This is a genomic window from Streptomyces camponoticapitis, assembly GCF_014646115.1.
GTDB classification, from domain to species: domain Bacteria; phylum Actinomycetota; class Actinomycetes; order Streptomycetales; family Streptomycetaceae; genus Streptomyces; species Streptomyces camponoticapitis.
On the sequence record NZ_BMMV01000028.1, the window covers coordinates 37,329 to 51,001 of the forward strand.

11 protein-coding genes, 1 tRNA gene and 1 pseudogene are annotated in these 13,673 nt (G+C 69.0%); 5 read left to right on the forward strand and 8 right to left on the reverse strand.

Translation table 11 applies throughout. The features are described 5' to 3' along the window. Positions 1-128 precede the first annotated feature (128 nt). The 4 genes from IEY79_RS31480 to dnaK form a co-directional block, all read right to left on the reverse strand. Positions 129-605 carry a heat shock protein transcriptional repressor HspR gene (locus IEY79_RS31480; RefSeq protein ID WP_189111065.1) on the reverse strand — a complete coding sequence of 159 codons (477 nt, stop codon included), beginning with the start codon at positions 603-605 and terminating at the stop codon, positions 129-131. Positions 606-610: 5 nt separating this feature from the next. Next, positions 611-1,816 carry a molecular chaperone DnaJ gene (gene dnaJ, locus IEY79_RS31485; RefSeq protein WP_189111066.1) on the reverse strand — a complete coding sequence of 402 codons (1,206 nt, stop codon included), beginning with the start codon at positions 1,814-1,816 and terminating at the stop codon, positions 611-613. A 62-nt stretch (positions 1,817-1,878) separates the two neighbouring features. Beyond that, on the reverse strand, positions 1,879-2,559 hold the full coding sequence (grpE, locus tag IEY79_RS31490; protein WP_189111067.1) for a nucleotide exchange factor GrpE: 681 nt from the start codon (positions 2,557-2,559) through the stop codon (positions 1,879-1,881). Next, on the reverse strand, positions 2,556-4,421 hold the full coding sequence (dnaK, locus tag IEY79_RS31495; RefSeq protein WP_189111068.1) for a molecular chaperone DnaK: 1,866 nt from the start codon (positions 4,419-4,421) through the stop codon (positions 2,556-2,558). The genes grpE and dnaK overlap by 4 nt, the downstream gene beginning before the upstream one ends. A 253-nt stretch (positions 4,422-4,674) precedes the next feature. On the opposite strand from dnaK, the gene IEY79_RS31500 reads away from it, so the two are divergent. The 4 genes from IEY79_RS31500 to IEY79_RS31515 all read left to right on the forward strand — a co-directional run bounded on the left by IEY79_RS31500 (position 4,675) and on the right by IEY79_RS31515 (position 10,298). Further along, positions 4,675-5,460, forward strand: coding sequence for a sugar transferase (locus IEY79_RS31500; RefSeq protein ID WP_229701280.1), 786 nt, complete (start codon positions 4,675-4,677; stop codon positions 5,458-5,460). Between the two features lie 97 nt (positions 5,461-5,557). Beyond that, the gene (locus tag IEY79_RS31505) at positions 5,558-7,837 is read left to right on the forward strand and encodes a (Fe-S)-binding protein (RefSeq protein ID WP_189111069.1); all 2,280 of its coding nucleotides are present in this window, start codon (positions 5,558-5,560) and stop codon (positions 7,835-7,837) included. Between the two features lie 258 nt (positions 7,838-8,095). Next, a complete protein-coding gene (locus IEY79_RS31510; RefSeq protein ID WP_189111117.1) occupies positions 8,096-9,202 on the forward strand; it encodes an FG-GAP repeat domain-containing protein in 1,107 nt (368 codons plus the stop codon). A 136-nt stretch (positions 9,203-9,338) separates the two neighbouring features. Beyond that, positions 9,339-10,298 carry a Yip1 family protein gene (locus IEY79_RS31515; RefSeq protein ID WP_229701281.1) on the forward strand — a complete coding sequence of 320 codons (960 nt, stop codon included), beginning with the start codon at positions 9,339-9,341 and terminating at the stop codon, positions 10,296-10,298. Between the two features lie 65 nt (positions 10,299-10,363). Here IEY79_RS31515 and IEY79_RS31520 read toward each other — a convergent pair. Both IEY79_RS31520 and dcd read right to left on the reverse strand, forming a co-directional pair. Further along, positions 10,364-10,851: pseudogene (locus IEY79_RS31520) on the reverse strand (phosphoribosyltransferase). Between the two features lie 14 nt (positions 10,852-10,865). Beyond that, positions 10,866-11,441 carry a dCTP deaminase gene (dcd, locus tag IEY79_RS31525; RefSeq protein ID WP_189111071.1) on the reverse strand — a complete coding sequence of 192 codons (576 nt, stop codon included), beginning with the start codon at positions 11,439-11,441 and terminating at the stop codon, positions 10,866-10,868. A 432-nt stretch (positions 11,442-11,873) separates the two neighbouring features. Between dcd and IEY79_RS31530 the strand changes: the two genes are divergently transcribed. After that, a tRNA-Gly gene (locus IEY79_RS31530) sits at positions 11,874-11,947 on the forward strand. A gap of 283 nt (positions 11,948-12,230) precedes the next feature. Here the strand turns inward: IEY79_RS31530 and IEY79_RS31535 are convergent. Next, positions 12,231-13,436, reverse strand: a complete 1,206-nt coding sequence (locus IEY79_RS31535; protein ID WP_189111072.1) for a tyrosine-type recombinase/integrase — start codon at positions 13,434-13,436, stop codon at positions 12,231-12,233. Next, a complete protein-coding gene (locus IEY79_RS31540; RefSeq protein WP_373292667.1) occupies positions 13,433-13,654 on the reverse strand; it encodes a helix-turn-helix domain-containing protein in 222 nt (73 codons plus the stop codon). The genes IEY79_RS31535 and IEY79_RS31540 overlap by 4 nt, the downstream gene beginning before the upstream one ends. Positions 13,655-13,673 lie beyond the last annotated feature (19 nt).

The window sequence follows — 13,673 nt, forward strand, 5'->3', positions numbered from 1 at the left end:
ACCTACCCACCTCATGGCAGCGGTCCCCGGGGCCGGGCAACGCGACGCGGCCTCGCTACAGAAGAAGGCCCGTTGCCCCCTGGATCTCTCCAGAAGGCAACGGGCCTTCCCGCGTACGGCTCTAGGCGCTAGTCCGACGACAGCTTCGGCTTCGGCCGCCACACCACCAGCGCGCTCGTCTGCTGCACGTCCTGGTACGGCACCAGGTCCCGGCGGTACGACGCGTGGACCTGGGCCTCGCGTTGGCGCATCGCCGCCGCCGCGCCGTCCACCGCCGCGCCCAGTTCGGCGACGCGGGCCTGGAGCGCCGCGACCTGGTTCTCCAGCTCGATGATGCGCTTGATGCCGGCCAGGTTGATGCCCTCGTCCTGCGACAACTGCTGCACCTGGCGGAGCAGTTCGATGTCGCGCGCCGAGTAGCGCCTGCCGCGGCCCGCCGTACGGTCCGGCGAGACGAGGCCCAGCCGGTCGTACTGGCGCAGGGTCTGCGGATGCAGACCCGACAGCTGGGCCGCCACCGAGATGACGTACACCGGCGACTCTTCGGTCAGTTCGAAGGCCGGGTTGAACGATGAGTGCGGTCGACGCCGCCCGACCCCGTCCATTGGAGTCACGCTCCCTTCGCTGCCTGGAACAGCTCGTCACGCGGGTTCTCCCCCGCGGTCGCCTTCCGGTAACTCTCCAGCGCGTCACGGGCCTCGGCGCCGAGATCCTTGGGGACGACCACCTCGACGGTGACCAGGAGGTCGCCACGGGTGCCGTCCTTGCGTACGGCACCCTTCCCCCGGGCGCGCATCGTACGGCCGTTGGGGGTGCCCGCGGGCAGTTTCAGGGTGACCGGGGGCCCGCCCAGCGTCGGGACCTTGACCTCGCCGCCGAGTGTCGCCTCCACGAAGGTGACCGGCACGGTGACGGTGAGGTTGTCGTCCCTGCGGCCGAAGACCGGGTGCGAGCCGACGTGGACCACCACGTACAGATCGCCCGCCGGACCGCCGCGCTCACCGGGCGCGCCCTTGCCGCGCAGCCGGATCCGCTGGCTGTCGCTGACGCCCGCCGGGATGCGGACCTGCATGGTCCGCGACGACTTGGCACGGCCGCTGCCCTTGCAGACCTCGCAGGGGTCCTGGGCGATCAGCCCACGGCCCTTGCAGTCCACGCACGGATCGGTCAGCGAGAAGCCGCCGCCCGTGCCGCGCGACACCTGTCCGGTGCCGACGCAGGTCGGGCAGACCCGCGGCGAGCCGTTCTTGTCGCCGGTGCCCGAACACGCCTTGCAGGGCGCCTGGCTGGACATCCGCAGCGGGACCGTGGCCCCGTCGACCGCCTCGGTGAAGCTGAGCGTCACCTCGGACTCGATGTCCTGGCCGCGGCGCGGCTGCGTACGCGTACCGGTGCCGGCACCGCCTCGGTTGAAGAGGCCGCCGAACACGTCCCCGAGTCCGCCGCCGAAGCCGCCGCCGCCCTGGCCCTGGGGCCCTCCGCCGCCGCCCTGCGGGCCGCCTCCGAAGAGGTCGCCCAGGTCGAAGTTGAAGGACCCGCCGCCACCGGCCCCGGGGCCGGCCCGGAAGCCGCCGCCGTTGCCGAAGAGCGAGCGCGCCTCGTCGTACTCCTTGCGCCGCTTGGGGTCGCCGAGCACGTCGTTTGCCTCGGAGATCTCCTTGAAGCGCTCCTCGGCCTTGACGTCACCCTTGTTGGCGTCCGGGTGGAACTCGCGTGCGAGTTTCCGGTACGCCTTCTTGATCTCGGCCTCGGTGGCGTCCTTGGGGACGCCGAGAACCTTGTAGTAGTCCTTCTCCACGAAGTCCTTGGTACTCATTCCCGACGTCCCTCCTCACTGCCCGTCATGCGTACTGTCCGTCCGCATCACTTGTCCGTGCGTCAGCCCTCGTCCGGGCCACCGCTCTCCTCGTCCGTGTCCGGCTCGTCGGCGCTCGACGCCTTCTCCCCGGGCTGGACCCCCGGCTGGGGCTCCGCCACGGCGACGCGGGCGGGCCTGATGGTCCGCTCGCCGAACCGGTACCCAGGCTGCAGGATCGCGACGCACGTGTCCTCGGTGACATCCGGCGCGTAGCTGTGCATCAGGGCTTCGTGGATCGTCGGGTCGAAGGGCTCGCCCTCCTTGCCGAACTGCTGGAGGCCCATCTTCGCGGCCACCGTCTCCAACGATTCCGCCACCGACTTGAACCCGCCCACCAGCTCGGCGTGTTCCCGGGCGCGCCCGATGTCGTCGAGCACGGGCAGCAGCTCGGTCAGAAGGCTCGCGACCGCGATCTCCTTGACCGTGACCCGGTCCCGCTCGACCCGGCGGCGGTAGTTCTGGTACTCGGCCTGAAGCCGCTGCAGGTCTGCCGTGCGCTCACCGAGCGCCGTACGGACCTGGTCCAGCTGTGCGATCAGGGCGATCTGTGTGGCGTCGTGCTGTACGTCCCCGGCCGGGGGGGCCGCCGGGCCCGGCTCCTTGGCGGAGTCCGGGGCGGCGGCCTTCGGCGCGGCGTCTTCGGGGGTGGCGCCGGAAGGGACGTCGGGCTCCTCCTCGAAGCCCGGAGTCTCCTCCGTCACGCGGCACCGTCCTTCTTGGGCTTCTCGTCGTCGACGATCTCGGCGTCCACGACATCGTCCGCGCCGTCGGAGCCGCCGGCGGGACCGGCCTGCTCCGTGCCCGGGGCGTCGTTGCCGGCGCCCTCGGCCTGCGCGTTCGCGTACATGGCCTGGCCGAGCTTCTGCGAGACGGCCGCGACCTTCTCGGTGGCCGTACGGATCTCGGCCGTGTCCTCACCCTTGAGCTTCTCCTTCAGCTCGCCGATGGAGGTCTCGACCTCTTCCTTCACGTCACCGGGGACCTTGTCCTCGTTGTCCTTGAGGAACTTCTCGGTCTGGTACACGAGCTGTTCGGCCTGGTTGCGGGTCTCGGCGGCCTCGCGACGGCGGTGGTCCTCGTCCGCGTACTGCTCGGCCTCTTCGCGCATCCGGTTGACCTCGTCCTTCGGCAGCGAGGAGCCACCGGTGACGGTCATCTTCTGCTCCTTGCCGGTGCCGAGGTCCTTCGCGGCCACGTGCATGATGCCGTTGGCGTCGATGTCGAAGGCGACCTCGATCTGCGGCACACCGCGCGGGGCGGGCGGCAGACCGGTCAGCTCGAACATTCCGAGCTTCTTGTTGTACGCCGCGATCTCGCGCTCGCCCTGGTAGACCTGGATCTGCACCGACGGCTGGTTGTCCTCGGCCGTCGTGAAGATCTCGGAGCGCTTCGTCGGGATCGTCGTGTTGCGCTCGATGAGCTTGGTCATGATGCCGCCCTTGGTCTCGATGCCAAGAGACAGCGGGGTGACGTCGAGCAGCAGGACGTCCTTGACCTCGCCCTTGAGGACACCGGCCTGGAGCGCGGCACCGATGGCCACGACCTCGTCGGGGTTGACGCCCTTGTTGGCGTCACGGCCGCCGGTGAGCTCCTTGACGATCTCGGCCACGGCGGGCATACGCGTGGAGCCGCCGACCAGGACCACGTGGTCGATCTCGGACAGCGCGATGCCGGCGTCCTTGATGACGTTGTGGAACGGGGTCTTGCAGCGCTCCAGCAGATCGGCCGTCAGCTGCTGGAACTGGGAGCGCGTGAGCTTCTCGTCCAGGTGCAGCGGGCCCTCGGCGGACGCCGTGATGTACGGCAGGTTGATCGTGGTCTCGGTGGAGGACGACAGCTCGATCTTCGCCTTCTCCGCGGCCTCGCGGAGACGCTGGAGAGCCATCTTGTCCTTGGCCAGGTCCACGCCGTGACCGTTGGCGAACTGCTTCACCAGGTAGTCGACGACACGCTGGTCCCAGTCGTCACCACCGAGGTGGTTGTCACCGTTGGTGGCCTTCACCTCGACGACGCCGTCACCGATCTCCAGGAGCGACACGTCGAAGGTGCCGCCGCCGAGGTCGAAGACGAGGATCGTCTGGTCGTCCTTGTCGAGCCCGTACGCCAGCGCGGCGGCGGTCGGCTCGTTGACGATACGCAGGACGTTGAGGCCCGCGATCTCGCCGGCCTCCTTCGTGGCCTGGCGCTCGGAGTCGTTGAAGTAGGCCGGGACGGTGATGACCGCGTCGGCGACCTTCTCACCCAGGTAGGACTCGGCGTCGCGCTTCAGCTTCTGAAGGACGAACGCGGAGATCTGCTGCGGGTTGAAGTCCTTGCCGTCGAGGTTGATCTTCCAGTCGGTGCCCATGTGGCGCTTGACCGACCGGATGGTCCTGTCGACGTTCGTGACTGCCTGGCGCTTGGCGACCTCTCCGACGAGCACCTCGCCGTTCTTGGCGAAGGCGACGACGGACGGCGTGGTCCTGGCGCCTTCGGCGTTGGTGATGACGGTGGGCTCGCCGCCTTCGAGAACGCTGACGACGGAGTTAGTCGTGCCCAGGTCGATGCCGACCGCACGTGCCATTTCGATTCCTCCAGCTGACTTGAGTGGAACAGGCTCAAGGATGCACGACTGATCCTCGGGCGTCAACAGAGCTGAGTCGAGGGGACTCAACTATCGTGCGGCCACTCTTCCGGGACCGCCCGGGACCATGCGGTTCCCGCAGGTCCGCGCGCCTTCGGAACTTCTCATCCCCGCTGGGTCACGATCGACCGGCACCCGCTTCGCAAATGCCATGTTGCCGAGCACAATCACACACAACGGTCGGGGGTATCTCATGGTTCCGCACCCGGATCCCGGCCCGGCGGCCCACACCGGGAACCGGATCCCCGAGCAGGCCCCGGACCCGGCAAGAGGCCCGGCCCAGGACCCGGCCCTGGAGCACGTCACGGACCGCACCGCCGGTCACGCCGTGGGCCGTGCGCTGGAGCACGCCCTGAGGCATGGTCTGAGGCACGCCCTGGGGCATGCCCTGCGCGACGCGACGTACCGGATCCTCGACCATGTCCTCGACCCCAAGCGCCTGCTGGACCTGACGCTCGGCTCACTCCTGCTGGTTCTGACCTCGCCCGTACTGGCCGCCGCCGCCCTCACCCTCACGCTCTCCAAGCGGCACCCCGGCAGCGCCTTCACGCACGGCCGCCGGGTCGGCATGGACGGCCGGGTCTTCACCGTCCGCACGCTCGCCACCCGCCGCCGCCGGCTCGACCTGCTGTCACGCCTGCCCCATGTCGTATCGGGCCGGATGTCCCTCGTCGGCCCCGCGCCGCTCACGCCCGCCGACCCCAGGGCGGCCGCGCCCTGGCGGCAGTCCGTACGGCCGGGGCTCACCGGCCTCGCCCAGGTGCGCCGGCGCTCCCCGCTTCCCTGGGACGAGCCCGCCCTGCTCGACCAGCACTATGTGGAGCACCACTGGATCGGCCTCGACCTGCTGATCCTCGCCCGCACCCCGGCCGCCGTCTCCGCCCCGTACACCGAGAACGCCGACGCACCGCGGATCCCGGCACAGGGTCACCTCAGCGACACAGATCACCGGCCGCGCGGCTACAGTGCGGCGGGATAACTGGGTACCCTCAGCACAAACCGATTAAGTTACCGCTTAGTAGATGCCACTGACGTGGTGCTGTTCTTTCCACCCTCGCAGGCCCGAGGAGCCCCCAATGCAACTCGCCGCGATCATCGTGTCGCTGGTGCTGACCGTCGTCGGCGTCGCGCTCATCTCCCGAGCCGTCGTCGAGATCTACCGGTTCGTGAAGCTCGGCTCGCCCGTACCGGCCGGCAGCCGCACCGACGACCCCAGAGCGCGCACGGTCACCCTGGCCAAGGAGTTCCTCGGCCATACGCGGATGAACCGCTGGGGCGTCGTGGGCTTCGCGCACTGGTTCGTCGCGATCGGCTTCCTGACGCTCGGGCTGACGATCGTCAACGCGTACGGCCAGCTGTTCCAGGCCGACTGGATCATCCCGTACATCGGCACCTTCCTGCCGTACGAGGTCTACATCGAGTTCATCGCGCTCGCCACGACCGTCGGCATCCTCGTACTGATCGCGATCCGGCTGCTGAGCCTGCCCTCGCGGGCCGGCCGCAAGTCGCGCTTCACCGGCTCCAAGGCCTGGCAGGCGTACTTCGTCGAGTACGTGATCCTCGTGATCGGCCTCGCGATCCTCACCCTGCGCGGCCTCGAAGGCGCCCTGCACCACGTCGACAGCTACGACCCGGCGTACTGGGCCTCGTATCCGCTGGTCCTGGCCTTCAAGGGGCTCAGCCTCGGCACGCTCCAGAACCTGGTCTATCTGACCGCCATGATCAAGCTCGGCGTGACGATGATCTGGGCCATCACCATCGGCCTCAACACGAACATGGGCGTCGCCTGGCACCGCTTCCTCGCCTTCCCCAACATCTGGTTCAAGCGCGAGTCCGACGGCGGTACGGCGCTGGGCGCGCTCCGCCCGATGGTGTCCGGCGGCAAGGAGATCGACTTCGAGGACCCGGGCGAGGACGACGTCTTCGGGGTCTCGCAGGTCGAGCAGTTCTCCTGGAAGGGCCTCCTCGACTTCTCCACCTGCACGGAGTGCGGCCGCTGCCAGTCGCAGTGCCCCGCCTGGAACACCGGCAAGCCGCTCTCGCCGAAGCTCCTGATCATGTCTCTGCGCGACCACGCGCACGCCAAGGCGCCCTATCTGCTGGCCGGCGGCGGCAAGACGATGGAGGGCGAGGAGAAGGCGTCCGCGGAGCAGCTGGCCGGTGTGCCTGCCGCCGCCCTCGCGGAGGCCGAACGCCCGCTGATCGGGACGCTGGAGGAGAACGGCGTCATCGACCCGGACGTCCTCTGGTCCTGCACCACCTGCGGCGCGTGCGTCGAGCAGTGCCCGGTCGACATCGAGCACATCGACCACATCCTCGACATGCGCCGCTACCAGGTGATGATCGAGAGCTCGTTCCCCTCCGAGGCCGGGACGATGCTCAAGAACCTGGAGAAGAAGGGCAATCCCTGGGGCCTCCAGAAGAAGCAGCGTCTGGAGTGGACCAAGGAGCTCCAGCAGGAGGCGGGCTTCGAGGTGCCGGTCGTCGGCCGGGACGTCGAGGACCTCTCCGAGGTCGACTACCTGTACTGGGTCGGCTGCGCGGGCGCGCTCGAAGACCGCGCCAAGAAGACCACGAAGGCCTTCGCCGAACTGCTGCACATCGCGGGTGTGAAGTTCGCGATCATGGGCGGCGACGAGAAGTGCACGGGCGACTCGGCCCGCCGCCTCGGCAACGAGCCGCTGTTCCAGCAGCTCGGCCAGGAGAACGTGGCGATGCTGAACATGGCGTACGGCGAGGACGACGACGATCCCGGGACGAAGAAGCCGAAGTCCTCGAAGAAGATCGTCGCGACCTGCCCGCACTGCTTCAACACGATCGCCAACGAGTACCCGCAGCTCGGCGGCGAGTACGAGGTCATCCACCACACCCAGCTGCTCCAGCACCTCGTCGACGAGGAGAAGCTGATCCCGGTGACCCCGGTCGAGGGTCTGATCACCTACCACGACCCCTGCTACCTGGGCCGGCACAACAAGGTCTACACACCGCCGCGCGAGATCATCGCGAAGGTGCCCGGCCTCCGTAACGAGGAGATGCACCGCCACAAGGAGCGCGGCTTCTGCTGCGGCGCGGGCGGCGCGCGGATGTGGATGGAGGAGCGGATCGGCAAGCGCGTCAACAACGAACGCGTGGACGAGGCGCTCTCGCTCAATCCGGACATCGTGTCGACGGCGTGCCCGTTCTGCCTCGTGATGCTGACCGACTCGGTCAACGGCAAGAAGAACGACGGCCAGGCGAAGGAGTCGCTCCAGGTCGTGGATGTGGCGCAGCTGCTGCTCGACTCGGTGCGGACACCCGCGGGCCCGGAGGACTCCTCGGAGCCGGCGGCCGAACCGGCGGCGGAGCCCGCGACGTAACGCCCTCCTCGGGAGGCGGCCGGAAGAAACGGCCGACCCGGAAGGAAGCGGCCGGACCTGCCTCGGGGGCGGGTCCGGCCGCTTCCGTCGTCCGGGGGCTTTTCCATCCCCTGGGACTATCGGCCCGTGATCGCGATCGGTCCGTTTCCTTACCGCAACGCGCGAACTGGAGCATCATGTGGCAGCGAATGTCATGTGACGGGACAGAAGTAGGGGGATGAGGTCGTGCGCATACGTACCGGCGCCTCGACAGCGGTGATGACCGGCGCCGGCCTCTGTACGGCACTGGCCCTGCTGCTGACCGGCTGCAGCGCCTCCGGCTCGGACGGCGGGTCGAACGGCGGCAAGGCCAAGAACGGCGACACCGCGCCCCTGGCCGGCCGCGCCTCCGTACCGAAGCGCCCCGTTCCGCGCGGCGACGGCAGCGCGGTCCCGGCCGACTTCAACGGCGACGGCCACCGCGACCTCGTACTGAACGACCTCGTCAAGGCCCCCGACGCGATCCAGGGCGACGACGCGGGCATCGGCATCGTGTACGGCTCCGACTCACCGCGCGGTGTCGACCCCGCCGTACGCCAGACGCTCTCCCCCGCCGCCAACGGCGCGGCCACCGACGGCGTCCTCCCCGCCGCCTTCGACGCGGCGGCCACCTGCGACCTGGACGGGGACGGTTTCGCCGATCTGATCGTGAGCACGGACCCGCCGTACGACGGCCTCGGCCGCCCGCCCGTCCCGCTCCAGCTGCTCTTCGGCGGCCCGGACGGCATCACGGGCAAGGCGGTCGTCCTGAAGATCCCCGCGAAGGCGCGTTACGGCAACGAGTGGCCCGACCACCCGGTGTGCGGCGATTTCGACGGCGACGACAAGCCGGACCTGGCCGTCTCCGCCAGCGCCGGGCAGGTCAGCTATCTGCGCGGCCCCTTCAGCCGCGCAGGCGCGCCCCGCGCCGCGGCGGAACCCGTCCCCGGCGGAGGCCCCGTCCTCTACCCCCCGACGGGCAAGGCGGACACCGACGGCGACGGCTACGACGACCTGGTGCACGCCACCCGCACCCACGAGCCCGGCAAGGCGGCCAAGGGCAAGCTGCTGCTGGGAGGCCCCCGGGGACCGGGCGAGGCGGGCGGCACGTACACCTTCAAGGCCGTCGGACTCCCGGCCGCGCCGAAGCTGCCCGGCGCGAGCGGCGGGACCACGACGGACCTCCTGGAGTCCGCGGACTTCACGGGCGACAAAGGGCCGGACGTAATGACCCGCACGCACCAGGGCGAGGAGAAGGACCTGATCGCGCTGTATCCGTCGGGGAAGGACGGAAAGGCGGCGGAGCGCCCGGTGATCACCTTCAGCACGTCGATCTTCCTGAAGTAGGATCAGGTTTCCCCACGCCCCAGGTGTAGCAAGCCCCCCAGGGTTCCCTTAGGGGATGTCACAGCTCGGCCGCAAAGGCTGGCCTGTTCCGGCTCCTCCAGCCCCCCGCCCGCCCGAAACGGGTACGTTCGGTGACGTGGCTGGATTCAGGATCGGACGCGGCCGGGACAACCGCACACGTCAGCAAGACCCGCAGCAGCAGCCGTACGGACGGCAGGCGGCGCCCCCTCCGCAGTACGGAGGCGGGCAGCCGGCGCCCCCGTACGGCCGGCAGCCGCACCCTCCGCAGCAGCAGTGGCCCCCGGCGGGCGCCGGACAGCCCGGCCCCCCGCAGGGCGGTTACGGCTACCCCGGACCGGGTGGACAGGGCGGCCGACAGGGCGGGCACGGCGAGCCCGAGTACTTCGGCGACCCGTACAACCAGCAGCACGGCGGTGGCGGCGGGCAGGACCCGTACGCCAACAACCCTGGTCACACGCAGCAGTTCAGCGTGGACGAGCACGGTTACGGCGACGGCGCGACGTACCACGCGGGCGCGGCCCCGGCCCCGGCCGGCCCCCGCCTGCACTGGAAGCAGCTGCTGAGCGGCATCGTGCTGCGCCCGAACGGGACGTTCTGGCAGATGCGCGACTACGCGGTCTGGGGCCCGGCGCTGGTCGTCACGTTCCTCTACGGTCTGCTCGCCATCTTCGGCTTCGACGGCGCCCGCGAGGAGGCGATAAACGCCACCCTCTCGACGGCCATCCCGTACGTCCTGACGACGGCCGTCGCCTTCGTGCTCGGCGGCCTGATCCTGGGCGCGGTGACCCACACCCTGGCCCGTCAGCTGGGCGGCGACGGCGCGTGGCAGCCGACGGTCGGCCTCTCCATGCTGATCATGTCGATAACGGACGCACCGCGTCTGGTCTTCGCGCTCTTCCTGGGCGGCCAGAACTCCCTGGTGCAGATCCTCGGCTGGATCACCTGGGTCGCGGCGGGCGCGCTGTTCACGGTGATGGTGAGCAGGTCGCACGACCTGCCGTGGCCGAAGGCACTGGGCGCCTCGTCGATCCAGCTGATCGCGCTGCTGTCGCTGATCAAGCTGGGCACGATCTGACTGACGCCGTGAGCCCGCCGCCCCATGGGGGACGGCGGGCTCACGGCTTCTCAGGACCGGATTTCTCAGGCTTCGAGAACCTGCCCGCCGCGGCGCACGACCGGGGGCTCGACGCTCCAGGGGAAGTTGATCCACTCGTCGGTGCGCTTCCAGACGTACTCGCACCGCACGAGCGAGTGCGTCTTCTCGTAGATGACGGCGCTGCGGACCTCGGCGACGTGTTCGAGACAGAAATCGTGGACGAGTTTGAGGGTGCGCCCGGTGTCGGCGACGTCGTCGGCGATGAGGATCTTCTTGTTGGAGAAGTCGACGACGTTCGGCACCGGCGCCAGCATGACCGGCATTTCGAGAGTCGTACCAACTCCCGTGTAGAACCCACGTTCACCAGGTGGATGTTCTTGCAGTCGAGCGCGTACGCGAGCCCGCCGGCGACGAAGACCCCGCCGCGGGCGATGCTCAGAACGACGTCGGGCTCGTACCCGTCGTCGGCGACGGCCTGGGCCAGCTCCCGTACGGCGAGACCGAACTGCTCGTACGTGAGGTTCTCCCGTATGTCGTCCACGTCCCTCACACCTGGGTCCGGTGGAAGTTCAGGAACGAACGGGAGGCGGTCGGCCCGCGCTGACCCTGATAGCGCGACCCGTAACGATCGGACCCGTACGGGAACTCCGCCGGCGAACTGAGCCGGAACAGACACAGCTGTCCGATCTTCATACCGGGCCAGAGCTTGATGGGCAGCGTCGCGAGATTGGACAGCTCCAGGGTCACGTGCCCGGAGAAGCCGGGGTCGATGAACCCGGCGGTCGAGTGTGTGACGAGCCCCAGGCGCCCGAGACTCGATTTCCCCTCCAGCCGGGAGGCGATGTCGTCGGGGAGCGAGATGACCTCGTACGACGAGGCGAGCACGAACTCCCCGGGATGCAGGATGAAAGCCTCGTCCCCGGCCGGCTCGACCTTGCGGGTCAGATCGGTCTGCTCGACGGCGGGGTCGATGTGCGGATAGCGGTGGTTCTCGAACACGCGGAAGAACCGGTCGAGCCGTACGTCGATGCTCGACGGCTGCACCATCGATTCGTCGTAAGGGTCGATGCGTACGCGCCCGGAATCGATCTCGGCCCGGATGTCCTTGTCAGAGAGAAGCACGCCCCGAGGATACGCAGAACGCGCGGGCCCACCCCAACCGGGCAACCCCGCGCGCCCCTGCCAACCACCTGCGTCAGCGCTGCCCGACCTCCACGGGCACGGCATGCCGCAACCGAGCACAACGCGGACACCGAATCAACCGCCCGGGCCCGAGCCGCCCGGCGTCAAGCTGCTGCATCGGGAACGACGTAGTACTGAACACATGCCCTTCGGCACAGCGGACGACTTGGCGATCCATCAAGTCCATCAGGTCCCTTCCCCAAGAACGTGGACGAACCCACACATTAGGGGATCACCGGGACGCCCACCGAAGCGGCACTCCGATGACGGAGGCTACCCCCCAACTCCCGGGACCGAGAGCCACATCGACCAACAGGAGTCGACAATGGGGTAGAGTGTCCACGGAAGCGCCACTGATCACGGCGGCTCCGCGCGGGTGTAGTTTAATGGTAGAACATGAGCTTCCCAAGCTCAGAGCGCGAGTTCGATTCTCGTCACCCGCTCCACGACGAAGGCCCAAGTCAGCGACTTGGGCCTCCTTTGTTGTCTAGACCATTTTCCGGCCGCGTGCCATTCGCGTGCCATAGCGGCCCCTCCGACCAGGCCGAACATTGCTGTCGGACCCCATCACGCAGCGCCTGACACTCCGTCTTCTCATTTAATGAGACGCACTTTGAGTGACCTGTGTCACAAGAGATAGATCGGGCCGGGCTGTGCGGGAGCGAATCCACTGCGGGGCGATTGCCGTTGTCGTCGTCACTCTGCGGCAGGAGGAGACGGCCCTTCGGACTACCGGCGGCGAGCGGCCTGTGCGCCAGGTCCCGGCGGGCGTGGCAGGAGAGGGTGAATGGTCGCGCCGCTGCCGCTCTGCTGGGTCGGCTCTGTCTGGCGGCGGACGTCGTGGTCGATGTCGGCGGCGAGCCGACGCTGATGCTCCTTGGTGGAGTGCTGGTAGATGAGCTGCGCCTTCTCGGAGGACTGACCGGCACGGACCATGAGGTCCTTCAGCTTGGCCCCCGTGTCGGCGGCGAGGGTGTTGCCGGTGTGCCGCAGATCGTAGAAGCGGAAACCCTCGGGCAGGCCCGCCTGGTCCCGGGCTCTTCGCCACTTGCGTCCGAAGGTCGTACCGCGCAGGGCCGCACCCTTCTCTCCGACGAACACCAGCCCGTTGCCTTCTGGCTCGGCGAACCATTCCAGGTGACGGCGGAGGTCCTCGTACAGGAAGGCGGGCAGGACTATCTCCCGTTTGCCCGCTCGGGACTTGGGGTCGCCGATGACGCGGCGTCCGGTGTTCAGCTCGGGCGCGGCACGGCGCACCCAGAGGGAGCCCGCGTCGAGGTCGATGTCCCCTCGGCGGAGCTCGGCGAGTTCCTCAGGGCGCATCGAGGCGAACGCTCCGAGGAGGACCATCAGTCGCCAGCGCAGGCCGATGACATCGGCGACAGCGAAGACCTGGGCCACCGTCGCGACGGGACGTTCGTCGGCCTCTTCTCGTCCCGCGCCGCGGATACGGCACGGGTTCTTGCGGATCATGTCGTCGTCGACCGCGGTCTCCATGACGGCTTTCAGCAGCCGGTACGACTTGGCGACCGTGGTCCCGCCCGTGGACCGCAGCCGCTCCGCGCGCCAGGACCTGACGCGAGCCGGACTGATGGCGTTGACGGCCAGAGCCCCGAACGTCGGCTCCAGGTGCAGGCGCAGGAGCCGGCGGTACAGCTCGTCCGTGGTGGGTGCGAGGCCCCGTTCGTCGATCCAGCGGGTGGCGTACTCGGTGAACTGCACCTCGCCGTCGGCCGGGTCGATCCAATCGCCACGCGTCTGGTCGGCCTGGATCTGCGCGAGGAAGACCTCGGCGTCACGCTTCGTCTCGTACGTGTCGGGGGCTGGGCGCAACATGCCGTCGGTGCCGGGGTACCGGGCCTGGTACCGGCCGGACGGCAGCTTGCGTATCGCGCCGAAGCGGCGACGCGAAGCCCGGCGGGCGCGGGCGGTCAAGCCGCTCTCCCGTGACGGGGCCGCGTGGTGCGGACGGGCTCGATGGTCCGCTCGTCCACGTAGGCGCGAAGGACGCTCTCGGCGATGCGGACGTACTTGCCCACCTTGACGTAGCGGATACGGCGCTCGTGGATCAGGCGGCGTATGAACCGCTCGCCGGTACCGAGCCGTTCGGCGGCGTCGGCCACGGTGAGGAGGCGATCGGGTTCGTTGCTCACCTCCTTCCCGGCATCGGTC